General features: G+C 26.5%; 18 protein-coding genes. 5 read left to right on the plus strand and 13 right to left on the minus strand.

Features of this window, described 5'->3' with window-relative positions; genetic code table 11:
• Position 1 precedes the first annotated feature (1 nt).
• A complete protein-coding gene (locus tag CRU93_RS08150; protein ID WP_129103702.1) occupies positions 2–1159 on the plus strand; it encodes an MFS transporter in 1158 nt (385 codons plus the stop codon).
• Positions 1160–1253: 94 nt separating this feature from the next.
• Positions 1254–1544: a YciI family protein gene (locus CRU93_RS08155; RefSeq protein WP_129103703.1), complete on the plus strand. Its 291-nt coding sequence runs from the start codon at positions 1254–1256 to the stop codon at positions 1542–1544.
• A 22-nt stretch (positions 1545–1566) separates the two neighbouring features.
• On the opposite strand, the gene aldA is transcribed toward CRU93_RS08155, so the two are convergent.
• Together aldA and CRU93_RS08165 are read right to left on the minus strand one after the other, a co-directional pair.
• On the minus strand, positions 1567–3009 hold the full coding sequence (gene aldA / locus CRU93_RS08160; protein WP_129103746.1) for an aldehyde dehydrogenase: 1443 nt from the start codon (positions 3007–3009) through the stop codon (positions 1567–1569).
• Positions 3010–3110: 101 nt separating this feature from the next.
• Positions 3111–3968: an SDR family oxidoreductase gene (locus CRU93_RS08165; RefSeq protein ID WP_129103704.1), complete on the minus strand. Its 858-nt coding sequence runs from the start codon at positions 3966–3968 to the stop codon at positions 3111–3113.
• Positions 3969–4131: 163 nt separating this feature from the next.
• On the opposite strand from CRU93_RS08165, the gene CRU93_RS08170 reads away from it, so the two are divergent.
• Positions 4132–4983: an AraC family transcriptional regulator gene (locus CRU93_RS08170; RefSeq protein ID WP_129103705.1), complete on the plus strand. Its 852-nt coding sequence runs from the start codon at positions 4132–4134 to the stop codon at positions 4981–4983.
• Positions 4984–5048: 65 nt separating this feature from the next.
• Complete coding sequence (locus CRU93_RS08175) at positions 5049–5798, plus strand: class I SAM-dependent methyltransferase (protein ID WP_129103706.1); 750 nt, start codon at positions 5049–5051, stop codon at positions 5796–5798.
• A 13-nt stretch (positions 5799–5811) separates the two neighbouring features.
• Here the strand turns inward: CRU93_RS08175 and CRU93_RS08180 are convergent, their stop codons facing one another.
• From CRU93_RS08180 to CRU93_RS08220, 9 genes are all read right to left on the minus strand, one after another.
• On the minus strand, positions 5812–7038 hold the full coding sequence (locus tag CRU93_RS08180) for a lysozyme inhibitor LprI family protein (RefSeq protein WP_129103707.1): 1227 nt from the start codon (positions 7036–7038) through the stop codon (positions 5812–5814).
• Positions 7039–7119: 81 nt separating this feature from the next.
• Positions 7120–7947 (minus strand): phosphate/phosphite/phosphonate ABC transporter substrate-binding protein, encoded by an 828-nt coding sequence (locus CRU93_RS08185; RefSeq protein WP_129103708.1) that lies wholly within the window; start codon positions 7945–7947, stop codon positions 7120–7122.
• Positions 7948–7958: 11 nt separating this feature from the next.
• On the minus strand, positions 7959–9086 hold the full coding sequence (locus tag CRU93_RS08190) for an acyl-CoA dehydrogenase family protein (RefSeq protein WP_129103709.1): 1128 nt from the start codon (positions 9084–9086) through the stop codon (positions 7959–7961).
• Between the two features lie 12 nt (positions 9087–9098).
• The gene (locus CRU93_RS08195; protein WP_129103710.1) at positions 9099–10349 is read right to left on the minus strand and encodes a ferritin-like domain-containing protein; all 1251 of its coding nucleotides are present in this window, start codon (positions 10347–10349) and stop codon (positions 9099–9101) included.
• A gap of 115 nt (positions 10350–10464) precedes the next feature.
• A complete protein-coding gene (locus tag CRU93_RS08200) occupies positions 10465–12300 on the minus strand; it encodes an ATP-binding protein (RefSeq protein ID WP_129103711.1) in 1836 nt (611 codons plus the stop codon).
• Positions 12293–13762, minus strand: a complete 1470-nt coding sequence (locus CRU93_RS08205) for an ABC transporter substrate-binding protein (RefSeq protein WP_129103712.1) — start codon at positions 13760–13762, stop codon at positions 12293–12295. The genes CRU93_RS08200 and CRU93_RS08205 overlap by 8 nt, the downstream gene beginning before the upstream one ends.
• A 124-nt stretch (positions 13763–13886) precedes the next feature.
• On the minus strand, positions 13887–15086 hold the full coding sequence (locus CRU93_RS08210) for a N(5)-(carboxyethyl)ornithine synthase (RefSeq protein ID WP_129103713.1): 1200 nt from the start codon (positions 15084–15086) through the stop codon (positions 13887–13889).
• Positions 15087–15389: 303 nt separating this feature from the next.
• Positions 15390–16130, minus strand: coding sequence for a thioredoxin fold domain-containing protein (locus CRU93_RS08215; RefSeq protein ID WP_129103714.1), 741 nt, complete (start codon positions 16128–16130; stop codon positions 15390–15392).
• A gap of 78 nt (positions 16131–16208) precedes the next feature.
• The gene (locus CRU93_RS08220; protein WP_129103715.1) at positions 16209–16460 is read right to left on the minus strand and encodes a DUF2116 family Zn-ribbon domain-containing protein; all 252 of its coding nucleotides are present in this window, start codon (positions 16458–16460) and stop codon (positions 16209–16211) included.
• A 246-nt stretch (positions 16461–16706) separates the two neighbouring features.
• Between CRU93_RS08220 and CRU93_RS08225 the strand changes: the two genes are divergently transcribed.
• Positions 16707–17255, plus strand: coding sequence for an HPP family protein (locus CRU93_RS08225; protein WP_258238867.1), 549 nt, complete (start codon positions 16707–16709; stop codon positions 17253–17255).
• On the opposite strand, the gene CRU93_RS08230 is transcribed toward CRU93_RS08225, so the two are convergent.
• On the minus strand, positions 17252–18154 hold the full coding sequence (locus CRU93_RS08230; RefSeq protein ID WP_129103716.1) for an AEC family transporter: 903 nt from the start codon (positions 18152–18154) through the stop codon (positions 17252–17254). The genes CRU93_RS08225 and CRU93_RS08230 overlap by 4 nt on opposite strands.
• Positions 18154–18537: a helix-turn-helix domain-containing protein gene (locus CRU93_RS08235; protein WP_129103717.1), complete on the minus strand. Its 384-nt coding sequence runs from the start codon at positions 18535–18537 to the stop codon at positions 18154–18156. The genes CRU93_RS08230 and CRU93_RS08235 overlap by 1 nt, the downstream gene beginning before the upstream one ends.
• Positions 18538–18591 lie beyond the last annotated feature (54 nt).

Raw genomic sequence — 18591 nt, forward strand, 5'->3', positions numbered from 1 at the left:
ATTGATTACTAAAAAACAAATTTTTGTAATGTCTGCAACAGCAGGCATTAGTGTTGCAAATATTTACTATAATCAACCAATCTTAAGTGATATTGCAGAAGATTTAAATATAAGTCATTTAGCAGTAGGAAATTTACCTACATTTTCTCAAATTGGATATGGTTTAGGATTATTTTTTGTAAGTCCTCTTGGGGATAAAATGAATAGAAAAAAACTAATTATAATTTTACATATTTTATTAGGGCTCTCTTTATTAGGACTTACTTTTCTAAATAACATATTTGTTTTATATATTTTAAGTCTTTTAGCTGGACTATTTGCAGTTTCAACGCAAGTTGTTATTCCTATGGCTGCAGCGATGAGTGGAAAAGAAAAGGGAAGGGTTATAGGAACTATTTTTAGTGGCTTATTAAGTGGAATATTATTAGCAAGAACATTAAGTGGTTATGTAACTGAGTGGTTTGGGAATTGGCATATGATATTTGCGATATCTGCACTTTTAGTTTTTGTTACAATTATATTTATTTCAAAAACCTTACCAAATATGGAATCACATTTTTCAAATAGTTACTTTTCACTTCTAAAATCATCAATTTATCAGTTAAAAAGATTTTCATTGCTTAGAAGAAATACTTTGCTTATTGCAGTTTCTTTTGGAATTTTTTGTTCTTTTTGGACTACTTTAACATTTAAGTTAAGTCAAGCACCATTTTATTACAATAGTGACATTATTGGACTCTTTGGTGTATTAGCAATAGGTGGAGCAATGTTAGCTCCTTATGTTGGAAAACTTTCAGATAAAATAAATGCAAATGCAATAAAACTAATTTCTGTAGTTATGATTATGATTTCTGTATTTCTAATTAGATTTTTTGATACAAGTTTATATGCTTTTATTCTTGCAACCTTACTTTTGGATATAGGTTTTCAATCAATACAAGTTAATAATATTTCTCAAATTTTTACTTTGGATGAAAAAGCACATAGCAGAATAAATACAGCATATATGTCTAGTATGTTTATTGGAGGTTCAATTGGTACATTTATTGGAGTATTATGTTGGGAAGCTGGAGGTTGGAATTTTGTAACTTTACAATTAATAATATTGTCTTTCATATCTTTAATTATAGTTTTTTATAGTTTGATAAGTAAAAAATAAATAAAAATGTAATTAGATTTATATTTTTAAAATGGCACAATTGCTATAATATTTTGTGCTTACATTTTAATATAAATAAAAGGATATAAATATTATGTTTATTATAAATTTAACATATATAGAGCCACTTGATATAGTTGATAATTATTTGCCATTACATGTAAAATATTTAGAAGAACAATATTCAAAAAATAATTTTATTGCATCAGGAAAAAAAGTTCCTAGAAATGGGGGAATTATTCTTTCTTTATTATCTTCAAAAGAGAAATTAGAAAAAGTATTATCTCAAGATCCATTTTCTATAAATAAAATTGCAGAATATGAAATTATAGAATTTATTCCGAGTATGACATCAAGTGATTTTCAAAATTTAAAACTGAGTTAGCATTTATGCTAACTCTTAATTTTTATTGTTGTTTATTCATGTTGTATTGTAAATATACTACCTTTGTTTGAAGAAACTCTTCAAGGCCGTGTTTACCATCAGCTCCTCCAATTCCTGATTTTCTCCACCCCGCATGAAAACCTTGCATTGCTTCAAAGTTTTCTCTATTTATATATGTTTCACCAAATTTTATCTCTTTGCACGCTCTCATAGCCAAATCAATATTTTGAGTATATATTGAAGAAGTAAGACCAAACTCACTATCATTTGCCATATTGATTGCTTCATCAAAAGTTTCAAATGTAACTATAGGTAGAACTGGTCCAAATATCTCTTCATGAATAATATTCATATCTTGCGTGACATCTGTAATAACAGTAGGTTCATAATAAAAACCATCTTCTCTTTTAGGTATTTTTCCTCCAAGTGCTATAGTTGCACCTTGCTCTTTTGCTTTATTTACAAGTGATTGGACATGATTTACTGCTTCTTGATTTATAAGTGGTCCCATATCCACTTCCTCTTCTAAAGGATTACCATAAGTAGTGCTTTTCATAGCTTTAATCATCTTAGATGTAAACTCTTTTTCTATACTTTTGTGTACATATACTCTTTCTGCACAATTACAAACTTGTCCATTGTTTATAACTCTTGAGTTTTTAATAGCTTCCACGGCTAAGTCAATATCTGCATCAGCCATTACAATTGCAGGTGCTTTCCCTCCTAATTCTAACGATACTTTTGTTACATTTTTTGCAGCTGATTCCATGATTTTTACACCAGTTGGAACACTTCCTGTAAAACTTACAATACCAACTTTTTCATGTCCTGCGAGTTTGTCTCCTACTTCAGATCCTGAACCACTAATAAGATTAAATACTCCTTTTGGTAATCCTACTTCATCTACTAATTTAGCAAATTCAAAAGCATTGTTTGGTGTATCTGAACTTGGTTTTATAACAATGGTATTTCCTGTTACAAAAGCGGGTGCAAGTTTTCTTGCAATTAAGAAAAATGGGAAATTCCAAGGTAAAATACCTGCAGCTACTCCAATAGGAAGTTTAAATAAAAAGATATTTTCATTTGGTCTATCACTTTGTATTATTTCCCCTTCATATCTTCTTGCCCATTCAGCCATATAATCCATATAATCAGCAGTAAAATTAACTTCTATTGTAGCAAGACTCAGAACTTTACCTTGCTCTTGACTTATAGTTTTTGCTAGCATATTAGCATTTTCTCTAATTTTTTGCGCGATTTTTTTGATATATTCTGCACGTTGTATTGCAGGAAGTTTTTCCCAAGAAGACTGTGCTTTGTTTGCAGCTTCAACTGCATTATTTACGTCAGTTTCACTACCTTTTGGAACATAAGATATTGTTTGTTTACTTGAAGGATTAATTACCTCAATATTTTCATTTGTAGATATAAACTCTCCATTTATATAAAGTTTATATTTTTTTATCCCATCACTCATAGTTTCTCCTTTTTAGATTATGTGTAAATTATGTTACTCTTTAAAGATTAATAAAGAGTAAATACATAAACTACTTAGAAAAATTCATATTAAGCTTTTGTTTGTTCTTGAAAAAAGTCTTCTAATCTTTTATCTCCATAGGTAGAAGCAATATTGTCTTTTGCCAAAAGAGTTAAAAAAAATTCAATTGGTCCATATACTTTAGATGAAGTGAAAATTCTAAGAAGTTTTATAATAAGAACTCTAATAAAATCAGGCAAATGTACTATTTTAATCTCTTTGTTCCAAGCTTTTAGTGCAAGTTTAGCTATTTCATTTTGAGTTAGTATATCTGGACCTCCTATTTGTTCCTCTTCATTTCCAGTTGAAATTAGTTTTTTTACACAAAATTTTGCTAAATCTTCTCCATGTATAGGATTAAGTTTATATTGCCCATCTGAGAATAGATATACCTTTCCTCTTTTTGCCATATTTAAAAAATCTTTCATATCTGAAAAAAAGCCATTTGGTCTTATGATACTATATTTTAATGATGAGTTTTTTAATTCCTCAACAAACTTCTCTTTTGCTTCAAATATTTTTAAATTTTTAAATTTATCTCCATCTATAGCAGAGATATATTCAAATTTTGTTACATTTGATTTAATAGCTTCATTTAATAAATTTTTATTCCCTTGATAATCTACATCCATATAAGTTAAACCATCTCTTTGTCTAGTAATACCAATACTTGAAAAAATATAATCAATATTATTAGCTATATTATTTAATGTTTCAGGTTTTGTAACTTCTGCAATAAAAAACTCATCAACATTTGAAAATAACTCTTTTTGTTTTTCCTCTCTAATTAATACTCTTACAAAGTAATCTTGCTTTTTTAATTCTTTTACAATATATTGACCTAAATATCCTGTTGCTCCTGCAACTAAAAATCTTTTTTTCTTCAAGATTCTTTCCTTATATTGATTATTTATTTTGTTTTTATTAGATAATATAATTTTTTTAATTCAAAGAGTATAAAAGAATTTATTACTTGTAAAATATTTTTATATAATATATATTTTACAAGTAATATAACTATTGCATATAATATAAAAAGGAAAAATCATCTTGACTTATGTAGTGCCAAATTATTTTATTGAAAACGAATATAAAAATCTTTTAAAAATAGATGATTTATTGTGTTTAAATTATATTACTAAAACACAAAACTCCAATGTATATGCTAGAACCACAATGCATAGTATGGGTATAGTACTTGAAGGTTCAAAAGTTATTCATCTAAGTAAAGAAGATATTAATATAGAAAAAACAGATATATTTTTTCTTACTCAAAATAACTACTATATGAGTGAAAGATTGGTTAATGATTCTAAATACAAGTCATTATTAGTATATTTTGATGATAAATTTATTTTTGATTTTATAAATAAATATAATATTCAAATCAATATAAAAGATGAAGAAAGTACAGTAAAGTCAAGTTATAAAAGTGATAAATTATTTGAAAATAGTGTGCAAACTTTTCAAGAATATTTAAAAGTTGATTTCAATAAAAATCTTTTAAAACTTAAAATTGAAGAGATATTTCTACAAGCAATAAAACACAATGAAAAGCAAATGTACTCTTTTTTTAACTCCATTTTAGCTACAAGTCAAGATAGAATCAAATATATACTAGAATCAAACATTGATCTTATCCAAACCCTTGATGATATGTGTAAAATCACAAGATTATCAGAAAATAAAATTAGAAGATATATTAAAAAAGAGTTTAATCAAACTCCAAAAATATGGCTTGATACAAAAAGATTAGAAAAAGCAATTTTACTTTTAACTAATACAAATAAAAGTATCTCAGATATATCTACAACTTGTGGATACTCTACTGTATCATGGTTTATTTCCCAATTTAAAAAATATTATAAGCAAACACCTAAAGAATTCCGATATAAAATCTAAGATTTCTTGTACATATATATTTTAAACTCTTGTAAAATACTTATAGATTTACAAAAAGGAAGAGTATGAAAGAATCAAATAGTTGGAATGCAAACAAATATAAAAAACATGCAAAATTTGTATCAAATTTGGCATTAGGGGTAGTTGAATTACTAAATCCAAAAGAGGGTGAGAAAATTTTGGATTTAGGTTGTGGTGAGGGAACTTTGGCTTTAGAGATAAAAAAATCAAAAGCTGAAGTTATTGGTATAGATTTAAGTAAAGATATGGTTGAAAAAACAAAATCTAAAGGAATAATAGCAAGTGTTGGAAGTGCTACTGATTTGAGTTTTGAAAATGAGTTTGATGCAGTTTTTTCAAATGCAGTATTACATTGGGTAAAGAATAGTGAACTTGCAATTGATAAGATAAATAAAGCATTAAAAAAAGAGGGTAGGTTTGTAGCTGAATTTGGTGGCTATGGAAATATTAAGAGTCTAACTGATGCTATGCAAGAAGTTTTTGATAAGTATCCTTCCTGGGGAGAATTTAATAATCCTTGGACTTTTTTAAGTGATACAGAGTATAAAACGCTTTTGGAAAATAATGGCTTCAGAGTAGAATATATAGAACTAATATCAAGACCAACACCAATTGATGATATCACAAATTGGTTAGATGTATTTGCAAATGGTATAACAAAAAATTTAACAGATGAGCAAAAGGTATTATTTAAAGAAGAAGTAAAAAAAATATTAAAACCAAAACTATATAATGAAAAAGATGGGTGGATTGCTGATTATGTAAGATTAAGAGTTAAGGCTATTAAGAAGTAAATAGTATTCACTTCTAATAGGTCAATATTAGTTTTAATTGATTTGTTCTTTGCTTAGTTAAATATGCTTCCCAATTTTCTTTTTTCGAAGAGGGATTTATTGTTAAAAAGAGTTTAGTATTAGCATCTCTATATTTTATCCAAATCCTTTGAACAGTTCTTATATTATCAAAGGTTATTGGATATGACATTGTATATTCTATACTTGATTTTTTTAGTTTTTTTAGAACTTTTTTGTATGTTTCATTTAATTTTTTGTCATAGTATTTTAAAGAATACTTTAATTTTGCAGTAAAACCTTTTTGTACTTTTTTTAGTAGTTTTAAATATTCGTTTTTTTGTTTAGTTTCTGAATTTATTAGAAAACTAGCTCTTCCTGAACCTCCATGTCCTTCTTCTAAAATAGCCTTTTTTTCGATAAATTTATTTGTATATTTTAAAGCATCATTAAGTAATGTTTGATTTTCTTTTGAAAGTTTTTTTCTAAATTGTTTTATCTCTTTTGCTCTTTTTATTTGTTGTTTTTCTTCCTCTTTTTTTGCACAATATCCCATGCCCATACCACTTGTGATAAAATTGCACAAGTCAAATTTAGCAATACCATTTTGCCAGTTATTATATGTAACTTTTACTGCTGCTTCATATTCAGCTGGTACATTTCCACCTCTTACTACTAAATCAAAAACAAGTTTTGGGTTTGCTTTTCCAAATCTTCCATCTTTTGATGCTTCTTGGGCTAATTCCCAGATAAAATAGGGTGATGAATTTGTATCTTTTATCTTATATTTTTTTATAAATGCTTTTGCATCAAAATCACTAGATTTTACCGCTAATTTTAAAGTTTTAACTTTATTTTTTTCATCATATAATTTTAAATTTGGATTGTTCTTTTTAGCTTCTTTATAAATTTCTAAAGCTTTTTTAGGATCTGTAAGTTCTAAGCTATTTGCCCTAAAAAGTAAGTAGTCTAATGTATAAGCTAATGCTTTTTCATGACCTTTTATTGCAGCTTGTGTAAAGTGATAAATTGTTTGTTTTTTTGTAAGTACATATTTATACGCTAGGGCAAAATGAGCTTCTGCTTCCCCTTGTTTTGCTATATCTTCATATAGCTTTTTTGCTTGTATTTTTTTACCAGCCTCATAAAGTTTGTTTGCTTTTGATAATAAAGATATTTCATTTTTTGCAAAACAAAAAGTTAATGAGAAAAATATTAAGATAAATGGGCTTAGAAGTTTCATTATAATTCTTTTTAAATAATTATATATTCTTATAATTTAATATATACTTTTTCATGAAGAATTTACTAGTAGGAAATTTTCCTACCAGTTATTATTTATTAGGTTTTGTTCTTTCATTGTTTGAGTTAATAATTCATAACCTTTTAATTCTTTATGTGTTGTTTTAACCCATTTATTTAAACCTTCCATTTGCATCATTTTTTTTATGATCGGTTCATTTGAATCTTGAGCAAGCATCATTTCTGTAAAAACTTTTTGAATATTATTATCTAGACTATCTAAAACAGTAAAATTACAATGACAATAACCTTCACTTGTATAAAAAGATTCTATTTCATCACTTGGAAACATTCCTTGTTCAATCATTCTAACCCAGGTGCTAATTCCTATTGCTCCTGCATCTACTTTATCATTTAAAATTACTTCTAATATATCAAATTCGCTTTTTCCTGTATCCCCATGTTTCCCTAAGTCTGAATTAAATCTTACAATTTTTACATCATTAATATTCTCTAATTCTTTTTCTAAAAATTTGTATGGAAGTATTGCTGCTTGTGCAGAATCAGCACTTCCTAATGCAAATTTTTTCCCTTTTAAATCTTTAATTGATTTTATATTACTATTTGATTTTGTAATAAATACTGATTTAAAATCAATATCTGTATCTCTCATAAGTAAAGCTTTTACTTTACCATTGCTTTGTTCATGACATCTTACCCAAGCTACATTTGTATTCCAAGCTATATCAATTTTCCCTGATAATAAATACTCAACTTGAGCTTCATAATTAGAAAACATAACATAGTCAAGTCTAACACCTCTATCGTTAAAATAGTCTCTTATAATATCCCAAATTGGTAATACTTTTGGATCATAAGCAACTGCTCCTAGCATAATTGTTTTTTGCATCTATTTTCTCCTTATGGAATAGGTTGATCAGTTAAAGCTTTTCCTAACCAAGTTGAAAGTACATCTGTACTTGGTGCCATGACTTGAGCTGCAAATGCATCTCTTAAAAGTCTTTCAATTTTTATTCTTTTTGCATAGGCAGTTCCACCACCTATTTTCATAGCTAAAGTACATACATCAACTGCAACTTCTGATGCGTTTAATCTTGCAGAAATTATTTGAGCTAATGCATCTTCTTGTCCTGTTGCTCCACTTTTTGCTGCTGCTAAAGTGAAATGTTTAGCGCTTGTAGCTTTAGTATATATTTTAGAAATATGATTTTGTACAGTTGGTATATTACTAAGAGTTGTATTATCTGGATATTTTCTATTTTTTGCATAATCAATTATTGTATTGCATGCATTAAGTGCTACACCACTATAAACAGCACTTAATCCCAAAATAAAAAATGGTCCAACAGTATTAAATATTTGTTCTTCTGCACTACCAGCTTCACCTAATCTATATTCACTACCAATTTGAACATTCTCAAGAAACATAGGCATTGAAGCATTTCCTCTCATTCCTAAACCATCCCAATTTGATTCTTGATAACTTACTCCCATTAAATCTTTATGTACTAGCCAATTATCTAGTCCTTCAGTATCAATACTATTTGCATCAATAAGACAATAATCCGCATATAAAGCAGAAGTAACAAAACTTTTTTTACCATTTAAAATATATTTATTATCTTTTTTAGTTACTTCTAATTCTGGTTGATAAAAATGTGTTCCTGAACCACTTTCACTATATGCTAATGCAAGAAGTATTTCTCCATTTGCAATTTTTGGAAGAAATTTTTGTTTTAGTTCTTCACTTCCATGTGTTACAATGCAATTTGTTGCAACATTATGCATCATATAACAAAGTGCAGTTGTTGCACAAGTAGAAGCAAAAGCTAATACAGTTTGAGCATGTTCTTCCAATGATAAACCCATTCCTCCATACTCTTTGGGTACTAAAAGAGCAGTTATTCTCTCTTTTTTTAAAGCATCAAAACTTTCTTTTGGAAAAGTTGCATTTTTATCTACATCTGTAGTATAAGGTTCAATATGTTTTTTTGCAAATTCCTGCATTTTATTATAAATATTATCCATCTGAATTTTTTCCTACATAAAATTTGGTGTATGTGCTTTGGAGATATCATTTGCTAAATCTTCATCCATACCTATATCAATAAGTCTTTTAATTCTATTTTTATTCATTGTCTTTTTTAGTTCTTCTACTAGGTCAAAACCTCTTTTGTAGTCATCTGGTTCATCACTTCCTCCTGCCAAGATAGCAAGTGATTCTAAAAGCATTGTTGATTCTGTATTTAATTCATCCATAAACTCTTTTCTTTTAAATGCCGTGTTTTTTAAAGAGTTTATTCTATATGGATTTTGTTCAATAGCAGATCTTACATGTTCCATACCATATGCTACATGTCTCATCTCATCTCTTTTTGCTAATTTTATAAGTTTTTTTGTTGCCTCATCTGGCATATACTTTTCTAAAAAACTTAATAAATCAACAAATGTTCCTTCACCCATAACATGAAGTAAAAAAGAACTTTTTATATAATCCTCTTCTTTAAAAAGAGAGTATAATGAGCGTTGAGTTACTTCACTAGAGTATTGAAATCCACCTCCATTTGCATTTGCTCTTTTTGTAAAAACTTCTATATGTCTTGCTTCATCATTCATTAAAGATGATAAAAAAAGTGGAACTTCCATGTAATATGGATTGATTTTACTAATAAATTTACCAGGAATGTATAACGCAGAAAATTCATTTTCTACTAGATATGTCATGATTTGGCATATTGCTTTTTCTAATATTGGATCAAGATTTGGAATCTCATTCCATGCAATATCTGTTGTTGCGTTCCATTGTAAATTTTTACCTTCTTCATAAAGTATAGAAACAGGATCTGACCATATAAGTTCTTTATGGGAAAGTTCAAAATTATAATGAGGTGAACCTTCTTGTGTAACTATTCCTCTAGTTAAAAGACCATTATCTATTGGGGCTTTATCTAATATTTCTTCACTCAAATTTAAATCTTTCAATTTTGGATTTGATGTTTCAATACCTTTCATCTTTTTATTCCAAGATGCTGATGATGAAAAACTATTTTTTGTGATTTTTTGTATTTTGTAAGAGTATTGTTGTTTTAAAACTTCTCTTCCTAAATATAAATGTCCTTTTATTTTTGCCCAACCTCTAAGTTCTGTTTCAATGTTTGGATTTAAAGAAATGATTTCGATGATTTCATAAGTATTTGAAACTAAAAATGCATTTTCTAGTTTTAAAAATAGTGCTTGGGAAGGCTTTAAATGACCTGTAAAAATAGATATACAATGATTTTGATTATTCAAAAGTATCTCCAAAACTAAAATAATTTTGGCCATCTAATAAATTAATAACTTAATGATGGAATCTCATCCTGAGATCTGATTTTGTCATTTTATCGTAACAATTTTAAAATGTAGATTATTTTATAGGAATACTTAATATAAATTTTGCACCTTTTAATTTAAGCTTATTATAAGAGTATTCTATATTTTTAGCTGTTAATGTTCCATTCATATGTTTTGTAATCATCTCTTTAGACATGTATAATCCAATTCCTGTACCATTTTTATTACTCTTTGTTGTAAAATATGGATTGAAAATCTTATTAATAATATTTTCTGGTATTCCATCTGCATTATCTGTAATTTCTAAAATTATTTCATTTGTTTCTTTATTGACCTTTGAATCAAAGAAAATATATTTGTTTTGTTTATTTTTCTCCTCTAGTGCATCAATGCAGTTATTTATAATATTTATTATAACTTGGATAAATTCATTTTTTAGACCAAATATTTTAATTTTTTGTAGATTCTTTATAATAGATATATCTCTATTTTTAATTTTTGATTGAGTCAAAAACAGAACCTTTTCTATACACTCTTCTATATCAAAATAAGTTAATTTTTTATCAGGTTTAAAATAATTTCTAAAATCTTCAATTGTTTGATTTAAATGATTTACAGAATTAGTTATTCTATTAATAGCTTCATCTAAAAACTCATCATCTAATATTTCAAACTCTTTTTTTACTTTTATTCCTGTTGCACTTGATGAAATAACAGAAAGAGGTTGTCTCCATTGATGCGCAATATTTTCAAGCATTTCTCCCATTGCAGCCATTTTTGATTGTTGTTCTATCATTTTATTTTTACTATCTAGTTCTTCGTTCATCTTTTTTATATCTGTTATATCCATAAATATTCCAAGAACACCAATAATTTCGCCTTTTGTATTTGTCAATGGAACTTTTGATGTAAGTATATCTAATCTTCTTTTGTCATGTGTAAGTATGCTCTCTTCAATTTGAAGTATTTTTTCTCCAGTTTTTAAAATATGTTTATCATCTTTTCTATATTGAAGTACATCTTTTGGAGCCCAAGGTAATTTAAAATCGGATTTTCCAATTATTTGTTGTTTAACTCTAAGTCCTGCTAAATTTAAGAAGTATTTATTCCCTCCTAAATATTTGAAATTAGTATTTTTCCAAAAAATTGCAATAGGAATGGAATCAATGATATTATCTAAAAGCAATTTACTCTCTTGAGATTCTTGAATTTTTTCATATAAATCATCTTGTGATTTAATTAGTTTATTTTCAATATTAGATATTTTTTTATTTAATATGAAAATTGTAAATATAACAATGACAAGAATAAATAAACTAAATACGACAGAATATATTTTTGTTTGTTCTATTTGCTCTTTTATTATTTTTTTATCAATTCTATCCATCTGTTTAAATTCATTAAAAATAAAGTTTTCATATTGAAGTAGAAACTCAATTTTTCTTGTTAATGATAAAATTGTTTTATAAAGTTTACTATTTACATCTTGTATAAAAAGTTCACCTTGAAGCATTAAAATAGATCTTTTATGTAAATTATATGGTTGCAAAATATCTTCATTTAGTATAGTTTTTATTTGTTCAATCTCTTTTTTTGAGATATACCAAAGTTTATGAATTCTTTCTCTTTGCTCTTTTGTTATTGTTTTTATGTGATCATCAAAGTTTTTAATTGAGCTTATCCAAATTATTTTTTTATCTTCAAGATGAAGTGTTGATAATAAATTTTCTGTATTCATTTTTAATTCTAAAAATGAATTTTTTGTATTTGAAAGATTAGTTAATGTATTATTTAAAGTTTCAACTTTCTTTAAAAAGAAAAATAAAACAATAGTACTTAATAAAAGACCAATAATAAGTATTATAAAGCTATATAATGTAAAATCTTTTATTTTTTTATTATTAGTCATTAATTGATTCCTTATATAACATAATTTGTTTATTACGTCCTATTTCATCAGTGATTTTTTCCCATTGTTTAGCAATATTATCTAAAGCTTCTTTAGGTGTTAATTCTTTTATTATTGCTTTGTGTAAATATTTATTCATTACTTGATAATAACGATCTGCACCATCAATTTTTATATCTGTAATTACATTTTTATTTGAAAATGAGTCTTTAATAGTTTTTAAATATGCTTTTGCTTCATCTTCTGTAAAACCACTATCTTCCCATTCTTTATAAGAATTTGGTTCTAAGTGAGATATTCTTGATGGATTTACACCACTCCAACTTTTGGATATAAGTTTTTCTGTTAACTCTTTAGATGACATTTTAGCAGCAAATTCAAGTGCAAGTTTTTTATTTTTTGAGTTCTTATTTATTACGATTATCCAGTTTCCTGTTAATGCTGTTACTCTATTAAATTTATTTTCCCATTTTTTTGTAATAGAGTTATATACTTTATTACTTCCTGGTAAGACTGCATATCCAACTTTTCCTTTTACAACAGATTCTTTTGCATTTTGTGCCATAATACCAATATCTCCCCAATCTATTGCTAAAGCCACATCTCCTGCTATAAAACTTTGTCTTACTTCAAAAGGAGAATAGTTTACTATTTGTTTGGGAGCAAATTTCATAATATCAATATATTCTTTTAAAGCTTTTACAAAAGCAGGATTGTTTATTCTTGGTTTAAGAGTATTTTTGTCAAAGTAAAATGCTTTATCTGAAGGATATTTTGCATATGCTGCTGCTCTTGTAAAGAATAGTAAAGTAGTCCCATAATTAGGAACTCTACTTCCTACTAATCCATGTTCGATTTTACCATCATTATCCCAATCCCAATCATTGAAAAATTCAGCAATATCTCTATATTCGTCCCATGTATTAGGAGCTTTTAATTCATAATGATATATATTTTTGAATTTTTGTTTATATAGCTTATTTTGAAATATATCTTTTCTATAATATACTACTACATTATCCCCATCGTATGGTAAAAAATAACATTTATTATTCCAATTATATATATTTTCTTTATATAATGGTAATACATCATTCCAATCAATTTTATCTTTTACCCATTTTGGAATTTCTAATGCATTATGATTAGCTAATATTGCTCCTGCCCATGAAGAAAATAAAAAATATACATCATAATTGATATCTTTATCTTTTAGTGATTCTTTTATTTTTGGAATAGTATCATCCCAACTTGGAGTAATAACTCGAATGGTAATATTTTTTTGTTTAGACATTTTTTTTGCTTCCATTTTTACTGGATCGCTAATTAATCCACCTAAATGGGGTACTATAACAGTAATAGGAGTATTATTTACTTCTTGTTTTTGTTTTGAATCTCTTTTTTCACATGAAGTTAAAGAAACTATAATTATGAAAAAAAAACATATTTTTATAATGTTCATAATAACTCCTATATTTAGGCTATTACATAAATTTTACAGTTTAATTGCTTAATTTTTTTAATATAAGAATTAATAATAATTGTTTTTAATAATAAAAAAATTTAAATTCACAAAAAAATCATATTTAATTCTCATAAATTATTTTATTTTTTTCTTTTGAAAAAGTAAAATGTTTAAAATCAAACTTTATCTTATATGGATATAGTTTTTGTCTATTTTGAAATGAAATAATAGAATCTTTTTTAATTATTCCATCTTCAATATTAATTGCATAATTTATAGTTTTATTTTTATGCCACATTTTTTTTCCTGCTAAAACAATAGGTAAATATACTAATAGTGCTTCTGAAATTGAACGCGTCGCACTTTCCCATAAATAACTAGGGGTGTGGTCAACAGCATAATAGTTTATTGTTTTATATTTTATTATTGGTTTTTTAAATGTGGTAGGTTTTGCAAAAAAAAATCCCATTTTTTCATCACAACTTACATCTATGATTAAGCAGTTTGGTTTTAAACATGAACTCTCTTTTTCAATTACAAAGTTTGTGGGATTTTGTGTATTTTGATAGACACCATTTACAATAATATCTGATTGACTAATTAGTTCAGTAAGTGCTCTTTTTGAGCCATCGTGTTCAACTACTATCATACGAGCTTGATCTTTTTGTCCTTGTTCAATTCTAACATAATGACAATCAAGTATCTCTTCTCTTACTTCGTAATTATTTCTTTGAATACAAATAGTTATATCTCTAAAACCATGGGCTTTAAGAGCATAAATTGCTCCACGACTTACTGCTCCAAATCCAAAAATAATAGTTTTACGTTGATTCCCATAATGACCATCAATACCTTTTAATTGCAGTGCATGAATTACTGCACAGTAACCTGCCATTTCGTTATTTTTATAAAAAGTATGCCTACCAATTTGTCCAGTTGTTGACCATGCAAACATATCTTCAAATGCAATAAGTGTTTGTTTTCTTTTTATTGCAATTTGTGTAATATCTTGTTGTTGGACACAATGTACATATCCCCAAAGTGTTCCACCAATTTTTAATTCTTTTAAATCTTCTAACATAGGTTTATTAATTATTACTATACCAATATTTGCAAGTAAATTATGTCTTGTATCTATTCCTGCACATAAAAGTGAAATTTCATTGTCTGAAATACCAAGCGAAGCACCATAACCCTCTTCAAATATTAATTGTTCTCTTAATTCTTTTGGAATTCGTGATAAATGTTTTGGATGAATCGGAAGCCTTTTCTCATCAATTTTCTTTGAAGTTCCAATGACTCCTATTTTTAATTTATGCATATTATAATTTCCTTTGATTTAATTCACTATCTTTTTTTCCCATATTTTAAAATACTTTATTAGATATGATATATATTAGAAAAGCAAAAAATGCCAATAATTTATATCTATGATAGGTCTATTTAATTTTTGCTCTGTTTTAGATGTATAGATTTTTACTTTTATACAAGTAACGGTGTATCAAGCCTGAGAAGCGACTTTTTAAGGTGCAATACGCGTTTGTTATGCAGTTTATCTGAATTGTGAAATTAAATCAAATTATAAAATTATAAAAGCAAAATCACAAGTGTGATTTTGTCTTTTTTAGAAATTAACTTTGATACCTTTTTTTTGTAATATCTCTACCCAAGATACTTTTTTACCATTAATATCATACATAGTAGGAGTTGCACTAACATTTAACTTTTTTGCAGCATTTATTTGTTCATTAAGTCTTTTTTCTAGTTTAGCATATTCTGCATCATCATATTTTCTATTTTTAAATTCTGCAGATTGTGCAGTTACATTTAATAAAGCATCAACTTTTTCTTTTTTAGTTTTTTTACTCATGTAATACAAAGATAACTCTTTTGCATTTTTATGATAACTTAAAGGGAAAAGAAATATTCTTATTTTTACATCTTTTTCTATTTGAGAGAAATAAGACTCAAATTTTTTACAATAAGGGCACTCAGGATCTGTAAATAATATATATTCATCTTTACCTGAACCAAATGTAAAGGCTTCTTTGCCTAAAATATTTGATAAATCAATTGGCAAGGTATAATTATCTCCATTCTTTGTATTTATTGCATTACCTGAAAAAACTACTTTTTTATCTTTTGTTAAAAAAAGTTCTTGATGAGCATGACCTTGAATTGTTGCATCTAGTACAAATATACTACCTAAATCATAAGCTTTACTAATAGTAATCCCTGATTGTTTTATTAAATTCAAGTTGTTGATTGTATTCAGTTCTTTTTTTGATACTTCTTTACTTTTTTGAGCATATAGTAAAGTTGAACATAAAAGTACTAAAAATAAGTTTTTAATTATGTTAGACATTATTACCTTTCTAATTTAGATTAGAAATATAATACAAAAAAAATGTTTAGAAAGTGTAAAATTTAGAGAGTAAAAAAGTTAATATCCATATTCTTCTTTTAATTTTGCTATTTTATTTCTAATAAGGCTCTCTTTCCATCCATGTCTACTAGCAAATTCAGCAATTTCTTTTTCTCTTTGTTCTTTATCACAAAAAACAAAAATTCTTTTTATAAATGGTTTTGGAATTTGTATAGCAACCATTTGAAAATAGTTGTCTTTACATTCTCTTGAACAAAAAACTTTACTAATAGATATTTTTTTTTGACAATATGGACAATGATTAGACATAGGTATCCCTTTAATGTATTTTAAAATTTGGAGTATAACAAATAAACTTTAAATGCAACTAAGTCGCCGTGAAAATATATAAAAAACTTTTTTATTTAAGCTTTAAATTAAAAAAATATAACAAAAATAAGCATTTATTAATAGAAAAATCAAAAAAATTTTATGTTTTTTGATTATATTAAATTTGATATAAATCATAATTAATTTTCAAATTTTTTTATATAATTATAAAATTAAGGAGAAGAGTTGTTAAAAAAATATTTTTTTAGAATGAGAAGTAAATCTAAATGTACACCTAGAATACCAACTTCCAAAATTATTTGGTCTTTTTTTGGATCTTTTGTAGGGATTTATATAATATCTATATTTGGTAAGTTTTTTTCTATTGAAGATAGTTTTTTTCTTTTAGGTTCATTTGGTGCAAGCGCAGTTTTGATATATGGTGCACCACAAGCTGCATTTTCACAACCAAGAAATTTAGTTGGAGGGCATATTTTATCAGCATTTGTATCTGTAACTCTTGTTAAAGTATTTTCATTTTTGCCTATTGAGATTCTTTGTGCTTTAAGTGTATCAATTTCTATTGTAATAATGCATATAACATGTACAATGCATCCTCCTGGAGGCGCAACTGCTTTAATATATGTAATTGGAAGTGAAAAAGTTCATGATTTAGGTTGGTTCTATCCTTTTACTCCTATTGCAATAGGTTCTTTACTTATGTTAGTTGTTGCATTGTTTATAAATAACCTATCGCAAAATGAGTTAAGACATTATCCAGTTTATTGGTTTTAAACTAATCTTGAAATAACAAATGTAGTTAGAAAAGATATAATAATTCCATAACCTACAATTGCTGTACTAAGTCTTGGTGCAAGTCCAACCATTGCAGCAATTGCACCTGCAGTGATCATTGGGGACATACCAGCTTCAAAAATAGATACATCACTTGCAAGAGTTGTATCCCATCCAAATATAACTGCAATTAAATATGCAATTATAGGTGCCAAAATCAATTTTATTAATAAAGCAATACTTAATGGTTTTAAGTCTGATTTAGGTAGTTTTAATTTAAGTTGAAGACCAACAGCTACTAAAGCAACAGGAATAAGAGTGCTACTAAAGTCTCTCAAAATGCTTGATATAATAGGTGGATAATCTATACCTAAAAAACAAAAAGCAATAAGTAACGACATAAATGGAGGAAATGTTAAAACTTTTTGAACAATAATTCTAGGAGTTGTCCTTTTTGTACTATCTGCATAAATTGCAGTAATTAAAGTTCCATAAGTAGCAAGTGCAATAAATGTACCCAACTGATCATAAATAACTATATAAGGGATTGACTTTTCTCCTATATACATACTTATTATTGGAATACCTGCAATTGAACTATTTGTTAATACAGCAACTAAAAGTAATGAACCTGTTATCTCTTTTGACCATTTTAAATATTTTGCGAATATTAGTACAATAATTGCAGAAAATATTATTACTAACCATGCAATAGCAGCAGGGATAATAATATCAAATGAAATATTTAGTTTGGGAATTTGTAATAATATTATCGCTGGAAGAGATATATAAATAATGTACTGGTTTAATATTATTGGAGTTTCTTGAGAAAAAATCTTAAATTTTTGTAATGCATATCCAATTAGTATTGCAACAATAATTAATGCAAAATTTTCCATTATTTATTTTTTCTTCTATTCTTTTCAGAATAGCACATATTTTCTTCTGTTATTGTCCCAAACTCTTCAACATATTTTACACCCCATTCATACATGTCTTCAAGTAGGGGTTTAAGTCTTTTACCTGCATCAGTCAATGAGTATACAACTTTGGGTGGTACTTCTGGGAAAACCTCTCTATTTATGATATTTTTATACTCTAATTCTTTTAATTTCACAGTTAATGTTTTTTGTGTAATCTCAGATATCTCTTCATGTAAGTCCTTGAACCTTTTGTTATCTTGAAGTAGATGCCATATGATTGATAACTTCCATCTGTCATTAAAGATATCTAATGTCACACTAATTGAACAATTAAATTCTTTATCATTTACATAATACATAATTTTTTCCTTTCTTATTGAAATTATAGCACAAAAAATATAAAACTCCTTTAC

Origin of the sequence: Arcobacter sp. CECT 8985 (genome assembly GCF_004116495.1) — a bacterium.
Lineage (GTDB): Bacteria > Campylobacterota > Campylobacteria > Campylobacterales > Arcobacteraceae > Malaciobacter.

What these genes read in the sequence shown, in the direction of transcription:
- CRU93_RS08155 (WP_129103703.1), top strand. Translation starts at nt 1,254, where the DNA reads ATGTTTATTATAAATTTAACATATATAGAGCCACTTGATATAGTTGAT.
- CRU93_RS08215 (WP_129103714.1), bottom strand. Translation starts at nt 16,130, where the DNA reads ATGTCTAACATAATTAAAAACTTATTTTTAGTACTTTTATGTTCAACT.
- CRU93_RS08205 (WP_129103712.1), bottom strand. Translation starts at nt 13,762, where the DNA reads ATGAACATTATAAAAATATGTTTTTTTTTCATAATTATAGTTTCTTTA.
- CRU93_RS08235 (WP_129103717.1), bottom strand. Translation starts at nt 18,537, where the DNA reads ATGTATTATGTAAATGATAAAGAATTTAATTGTTCAATTAGTGTGACA.
- CRU93_RS08210 (WP_129103713.1), bottom strand. Translation starts at nt 15,086, where the DNA reads ATGCATAAATTAAAAATAGGAGTCATTGGAACTTCAAAGAAAATTGAT.
- CRU93_RS08230 (WP_129103716.1), bottom strand. Translation starts at nt 18,154, where the DNA reads ATGGAAAATTTTGCATTAATTATTGTTGCAATACTAATTGGATATGCA.
- CRU93_RS08220 (WP_129103715.1), bottom strand. Translation starts at nt 16,460, where the DNA reads ATGTCTAATCATTGTCCATATTGTCAAAAAAAAATATCTATTAGTAAA.
- CRU93_RS08200 (WP_129103711.1), bottom strand. Translation starts at nt 12,300, where the DNA reads ATGACTAATAATAAAAAAATAAAAGATTTTACATTATATAGCTTTATA.
- CRU93_RS08185 (WP_129103708.1), bottom strand. Translation starts at nt 7,947, where the DNA reads ATGCAAAAAACAATTATGCTAGGAGCAGTTGCTTATGATCCAAAAGTA.
- CRU93_RS08180 (WP_129103707.1), bottom strand. Translation starts at nt 7,038, where the DNA reads ATGAAACTTCTAAGCCCATTTATCTTAATATTTTTCTCATTAACTTTT.
- CRU93_RS08190 (WP_129103709.1), bottom strand. Translation starts at nt 9,086, where the DNA reads ATGGATAATATTTATAATAAAATGCAGGAATTTGCAAAAAAACATATT.
- CRU93_RS08175 (WP_129103706.1), top strand. Translation starts at nt 5,049, where the DNA reads ATGAAAGAATCAAATAGTTGGAATGCAAACAAATATAAAAAACATGCA.